This window comes from Megasphaera jansseni (assembly GCF_047974155.1).
Lineage (GTDB): Bacteria > Bacillota > Negativicutes > Veillonellales > Megasphaeraceae > Megasphaera.
Map to the genome: position 1 here is coordinate 1 of NZ_JBHYRR010000052.1, position 6,377 is coordinate 6,377.

5 protein-coding genes and 2 tRNA genes are annotated in these 6,377 nt (G+C 54.4%); 3 read left to right on the top strand and 4 right to left on the bottom strand.

What is annotated here, in order from left to right; translation table 11 throughout:
* Window positions 1–213 precede the first annotated feature (213 nt).
* Window positions 214–1,713: a HAMP domain-containing sensor histidine kinase gene (locus tag ACE418_RS13125; protein WP_416451027.1), complete on the top strand. Its 1,500-nt coding sequence runs from the start codon at window positions 214–216 to the stop codon at window positions 1,711–1,713.
* Window positions 1,691–2,389, top strand: coding sequence for a winged helix-turn-helix domain-containing protein (locus ACE418_RS13130; protein WP_416451028.1), 699 nt, complete (start codon window positions 1,691–1,693; stop codon window positions 2,387–2,389). The genes ACE418_RS13125 and ACE418_RS13130 overlap by 23 nt, the downstream gene beginning before the upstream one ends.
* A gap of 6 nt (window positions 2,390–2,395) precedes the next feature.
* Here ACE418_RS13130 and ACE418_RS13135 read toward each other — a convergent pair whose 3' ends face one another.
* Window positions 2,396–3,784 carry an NAD(P)/FAD-dependent oxidoreductase gene (locus tag ACE418_RS13135; protein ID WP_416451029.1) on the bottom strand — a complete coding sequence of 463 codons (1,389 nt, stop codon included), beginning with the start codon at window positions 3,782–3,784 and terminating at the stop codon, window positions 2,396–2,398.
* A 235-nt stretch (window positions 3,785–4,019) separates the two neighbouring features.
* Between ACE418_RS13135 and ACE418_RS13140 the strand changes: the two genes are divergently transcribed.
* The gene (locus tag ACE418_RS13140; protein WP_416451030.1) at window positions 4,020–4,448 is read left to right on the top strand and encodes a hypothetical protein; all 429 of its coding nucleotides are present in this window, start codon (window positions 4,020–4,022) and stop codon (window positions 4,446–4,448) included.
* A gap of 215 nt (window positions 4,449–4,663) precedes the next feature.
* Here ACE418_RS13140 and pta read toward each other — a convergent pair whose 3' ends face one another.
* The 3 genes from pta to ACE418_RS13155 all read right to left on the bottom strand — a co-directional run bounded on the left by pta (window position 4,664) and on the right by ACE418_RS13155 (window position 6,377).
* Complete coding sequence (pta, locus tag ACE418_RS13145; RefSeq protein ID WP_416451031.1) at window positions 4,664–5,698, bottom strand: phosphate acetyltransferase; 1,035 nt, start codon at window positions 5,696–5,698, stop codon at window positions 4,664–4,666.
* 520 nt (window positions 5,699–6,218) lie between these two features.
* Window positions 6,219–6,294: transfer RNA gene (locus ACE418_RS13150), tRNA-Val, on the bottom strand.
* Window positions 6,295–6,301: 7 nt separating this feature from the next.
* A tRNA-Glu gene (locus ACE418_RS13155) sits at window positions 6,302–6,377 on the bottom strand.

Genomic DNA, 6,377 nt, shown 5'->3' on the forward strand with positions numbered 1-6,377 from the left:
TTACGTTTAGCTAGAAAAAAGAGAATAGAAAGATGAAATAGAGCAAAAAAAGAGAGCTGTCGCACGAAGCCAAAATGACTTAATGCGACAGCCCCTTTTAAGTGGTTAGGGGTTAGGGGTTAGCGGATGGTTTTAAATTTAATCACGAGCCACTAGCCACTAGCCGCGAATCACTCTATAATAAAACTATCACTACGAAAGGATGGCCTGCTTATGCTGCATATACGTGACATTTCACTGCGACACCGCCTGCTCATCACCAATTTCACCATGGTCTTCGTCCCTATCGCCATTTTGACGGTCCTGGGGTTCCTGCTCATCTCAGGGCTCCGTTTTTCATCGCCTCACAACGATTTGACGACGTTGTGGCCTGAAAAGGGACCGGCTTTGTCCATCCAATATACCGTCAGTTCCCTGCGCGTCAAGGCCGAGCGGCCTGGCCCGTTAAAGGTCAAGGACATGCGCGAAGACTGCCGGGTCCTGGAAGACCTGGGCATTGCCACGGCCATCGTCCGCAATGAGCAGGTCGCTTATATCACGCCGGGCATCGACTTCTACAGTCTGGCCGACCGGGTCCTGCGCAAAGCTCATGGCCAGCAGACGGTCATGACCTGGGACGGCGACGGTTTCTTCTTCCGCTATACCTCGCCTCACAGCGGGACGACGGTCATCGCCGCCGGCAATACGCCGTTCATCGCCAAAAGTGGCATCCGCGAAGGCATGGCCAAAGGCGTCATACAGACACTGCTCCTGTTCATCGTCGGCACGGCCAGTGCCATCATCATCGCCTGCGGCCTCATCCTGTCCCGCGTCCTATCCCGCCAGATACTGACGCCGCTGGCAGCTTTGCGGACCGCGGCTGCAGAAATCGAAAAGGGCAATCTCGACTACCAGCTGACCTTGTCATCGCGTGATGAATTGGGCCAGACCTGTGCGGCCTTCGACCACATGCGCCGCCAGCTGCGCGCTGCCCGCAGGGCTCAGGAAAAATACGAGCAGAACCGCAAGGAACTCATTGCCGGCATTTCCCACGATCTGTCGACACCACTGACCCTGCTCAAAGGGTATGCCAGCGGCATCCTGGTCGGCATCGCCAAGACTGCCGAAAAGCGCCATCATTACGTCGAACTCATCTACCAGAACGCCTGTACCCTGGAAAAACTCGTCGACAGGCTGTTCCTCTTTTCCAAACTCGACCTGGGCCAGGTATCCTTTATGATGGAAAGCGTATCGCTGCGCGACTATTTTACCGACTTCGCCGCCGAAAACACAGAACGCCTGGCCGAGCGCGGCCTCATCCTGCATTACACGCCGCCAGCCGGGCCGGCACGGACAGCCATCGACAGGATGCAGTTCCAGCGGGTCATCGACAACCTGCTGGAAAACGCCCTGAAATATAAACAGGGCGCTGCCATAGCGATGGACCTGAACCTCTCTGAAACGCCGCAGACCGTCGTCCTGACCGTAGCCGACCATGGGCCAGGCGTCCCGGCAGAAGACCTGCCCCGTTTATTTGACAGCTTTTACCGGACCGACGCCGCCCGGACCGACGTCCAGAAGGGCAGCGGCTTGGGCCTGGCTATTGTAAAACAAATCATCACGACCCTGCACGGCCGCATCCATGCCGAAGAAACGCCGGGCGGCGGCCTAACCGTCGTCATTACCTTGCCTAAGATAGAGGAGGAACATCATGAAACGGATTCTGATCATTGAAGATAATATAGAAATCGCCGAACTGGAACGGGATTTCCTCGAAGCCAGTTCCATTGAAAGCGTCATCGAGACCGATGGGACCAAAGGGCTGGAACGGGCCCTGCAGGAAGATTTCGACCTCATCCTGCTGGATATCATGCTGCCCGGGACCGACGGCTTCCACATCTGCCGCCGCATCCGCGAAGAAAAGGAAGTGCCCATCCTAATGGTATCGGCGAAACGGGAAGACATGGACAAGATACGCGGCCTGGGCCTCGGCGCCGACGACTACATCATCAAGCCCTTCAGCCCGACGGAGCTCGTCGCCCGTGTCAAAGCCCACATCACGCGCTACGAACGTCTCATGGGCAAGGCCCAGCAGAAAGCAGCCGACGGCGAAGTCATCCGCAGCGGTGACCTGGAAATCTACGTCGACAAGCACCGTGTCTACGTCAAAGGCAAAGAAATTTCCCTGACCAACCGCGAATTCGAGCTCCTCGTCTTCCTGGCCAAGCATCCCGGCCTGGTCTTCAGCCGGGACCGCCTCTTCGAGCGCGTCTGGGGCCTCGATGCCGAAGGCGACACGGCGACGGTCATGGTCCACATCAACCGCATCCGCGAAAAAATAGAACCGGACCCGGCCAAGCCCATCTACATCGAGACGGTCTGGGGTGCCGGATACCGGTTCAAAGAATAACGTTATTTATTTTCCTTCCCGCCGCAGGATTTCCTGACCAACGGTCACGCCAGCTGCCGAAGCCTGGACCAGGCCGCGGGTAATGCCAGCGCCATCGCCGATGGCAAAGAAGTTGGGAATCTTCGTTTCCAGGACATGGCTCAGTTCCAGCCGGTTCGAGTAAAACTTGGCTTCCACGCCGTACAGCAGGGTATGGCGCGAATTGGCCCCGGGCGCTACGGCATCGAGGGCTTCCAGCATTTCCTTGATGTCCTGCATATGGCGGTACGGCAGGACCAGCGATAAGTCGCCCGGCGTCGCATTGGGCATGGTCGGCCGGACCAGGCCCCGCTGGATCCGTTCCGGCGTCGACCGGCGTCCATCGAGGAAGTCGCCCAGGCGCTGGACGATGACGCCGCCACCTAGGATATTGGCCAGATTAGCAATATATTTCCCATATTTAATCGGTTCATGGAAAGGTTCCGTGAATTTCTTGGAGACGAGGATGGCGAAATTCGTATTTTCGCTCTTCTTGTGAGCGTAACTGTGACCATTGACTGTGAGCAGGCCATCGTTATTCTCTTCGACGACGAAGCCGTATGGATTCATACAGAACGTACGGATCCGGTCGTCAAAGGATTTACTGAAATAAATGAGCTTCGATTCGTAGACGACGTCGGTGATCGTTTCCAGGACTTCAGCCGGCATTTCTACTCGGACGCCGATATCGACGGCATTGGACGTCAGCTTGAGGCCCATCTTTTCGACTTCGTGGACGAACCATTCCGAGCCTTCCCGGCCCGGGGCGCTGACCAGATACTGGCAGGCATAGAACTGATCGCCGATGAGGACGCCTTTGATTGTCCCTTTTTCTTCGACGATGTGGTCTACGGCCGTATCGGCCATGATATCGACCTTGCCATCCAGGAAGTCGCGCATATTGGTCAAAATCTGGGCGTTGACATCGGTCCCCAGGTGACGGATACGGGCCGGGATGAAGCGCAGGTCAGCGGCTGCCGCTTTCCGCTTGATATCGCGGATACATTCTTTGTTTTCATCGCCGTAGACCTTGCGGCCGGCACCGCCGAAGCGGCAATAAACGTCATCGACGTAACGGATTTTATCCATCAGGTCGGCCTTGGACATATAGTCGTCGAGGTTGCCGCCGTATTCCGTCGTCAGCGTCAGCTTGCCATCACTGAAGGCGCCGGCGCCGCCCCAGCCACAGACGACATTGCGCATCCTGTCTTTAGGCAGGGCCTTCTTGTTCAGGCTCGTGGCGATGCGCTCCCGTATATCCTGTCCCTTTTCGACCATGAGAATCTTGAACCCTTTATCAGCCAGTTCCAAGGCCGTAAAAATACCGGCCGGACCAGCCCCGATAATAATGACATCGTATGTCTTCACTGCATGCATAATCACACATCCTTTCCAGGCAGACCATCTACAAACAGGAGCTCACACGTGGCAAGCGCGCTAAAGTGGCTCGTGGTTCGTGGCTCGTGGCTCGTGGTCGCCCCTACGGCCTGCGAACTGCGGTCTGCGGGCCGCTCTGCCGAGCGGCCCTTACCTCCTCACGCTATCATATTGTGAAAAGAAAGTCAACCTATGCTATAATGTGATAGAATGCTATAAGAAAGGATGATGACTCATGTCTCGTCGTAACCGCCCGGCTGTCCCTGATGACTCCAGCCGGGATTTGAAACGCCAGGAAGGGATTTTCCTCAGTACCTTTGCCCTTATGATTCTCTTTCTCGTATCCTTATACCTGCCCCTTCCCGCAGCCGTCCCCATCGTACTGGCTGTCGTCCTCGTCGCCTGGACCGTTGCCATGTACGTCAAATTCCATGATTTCTACAAGATGCGCGATCGCGGCCAACGGACGTGGTGTGTCACCATTTCCATGTATGCCAGCCTCATCCTGACCCTGGCCTGTGCCTGGTACTTTACCAAAGACGCACCGCTCACTGATGAATACGCCCTGGTCTTCCTCTTCGGCTTCATGTTCTTCACGTACATGGTTTACCGTACCCTGAGCCCGACCATGGTCGTCGGCAACCGCCGCATCCGCTACAAGTAAAAAAAGGGACTGTCGCATGTGCGACAGTCCCTTTTTAAGTGGCTAGCAGTTAGGGGTTAGCGGTTAGCCAATGACAAACCCCTTTTGAGTTGTAGGGGCGACCACGTGGGGCGCCCGCTCTGGAATATATACGGTAGGTCGTTCATCGTTGATTGCATAGGATTAAAAATATCAAGCCATCGCGATGAACGATGAACTACGAACGAACTATGAAATTACTGCTGAGCACGTTCTTTTTTGTAGAGGTCAGCGGTGATGGCATCGGAGCAGCATACGGCAACGACGTCAGCAACGTCTTCAGACGAGCAGCCACGGGACAGGTCGAGGATAGGTTTATCCAAGCCCTGGACCAAGGGGCCAAGAGCCGTTGCGTTAGCGAAACGCTGAACCATCTTGTAGCCGATGTTAGCAGCATCGAGGTTCGGGAAAATGAGGACATTGGCGTGGCCAGCAACTTTGGAGCCCGGTGCTTTGTGTTCGCCAACTTCCGGTACGAGAGCAGCGTCAGCCTGGAGTTCGCCGTCGAAGTCGAAGTCGACGTTGCGTTCTTTCAGGATTTCAACAGCATGGCGTACGTTGTCGACGGATTCGCCAGCGCCAGAACCTTTGGTGGAGTAGGAAAGGAAAGCAACTTTCGGGTTGAGGATCTGGACCGTACGGCGAGCACGTTCTACGCAGATGCAAGCGATATCAGCGAGCTGTTCCGACGTCGGGTTGGGGATAACGCCGCAGTCACCGAGTACGAGGATACCATTATCGCCATACTGCGGAGTGTTGGTCAAGAGAATGAAAGCGGAAGATACGGTTTTGTTACCAGGACGGGGGCCGATGACCTGAAGGCCAGCGCGGATAACTTCAGCAGAAGTCGTAGCAGCACCGGATACGCAGCCGTCAGCTTCACCGAGAGCAACGAGGCCAGCTCCGAAGAAGGTGTAGTTGTTGAGCATGATTTCACGAGCTTTTTCCAGGGTCATGCCTTTCTTTTCACGACGTTTTGCAAAGTAAGCGCAAAGTTCGTCCATACGATAGTAAGTTTCAGGGTCGACGACTTCGACACCGGTGAGATCGATCTGGAATTTAGCAGCATCTTTTTTAATCTGTTCCAGTTTACCTACGAGAACGATTCTAGCAAAACCATCAGCCAAAACGCGTTCAGCAGCTTTCAATACACGACGGCTGTTCGTTTCCGGAAGGACGATTTTTTTCTGTGCTTTGGAAACGCGGGCTTTCAAATCTTCTGTAAATCTCATTTGGGTACCACTCCTTGTAAGTTCTTAGAAATTAGTAGGAATATGTCCTTAGGCTAAAGAAAATATCCCATCGCTACCATTCATTATAATACAAAATTTATAGGAATCAAACATATTATTACGCATATATAAAATGAGCAGAAGAAATAGATTATGCCGATTGCGCAATTCACAGGTCAATGTGATACGTATTTTATATCGTTGCTGTAGGGGACGCCCAAAGGGCGTCCCGCAGATCGCAGTTCGCATGTCGCAACCCGTAGTAGCAAATTACTCGTCATAGGTAACCCCCCTCAGACGCCTGTAGCGCCAGCTCCCCTGCGAAGGGAAGCCACTAATCTCTAGCCCCTAGCCACTAACCCCTAACAACTAGCCACTAACCACTAACCCCTAGCCACTAACCCCTAACAACTAACCCCTAGCCACTAGCCACTAGCCACTAACCCCTAACAACTAGCCACTAGCCCCTAGCCCCTAACAACGCAAAAAGACCTGTCACAAAGTGACAGGTCTTTTTTCCTGGTGGGCGATAACAGGATCGAACTGCTGACATCCTGCTTGTAAGGCAGGCGCTCTCCCAGCTGAGCTAATCGCCCATGATTGTGGTGACCCCTACGGGATTTGAACCCATGTTCTCGCCGTGAAAGGGCGATGTCTTAGACCGCTTGACCAAGGGGCC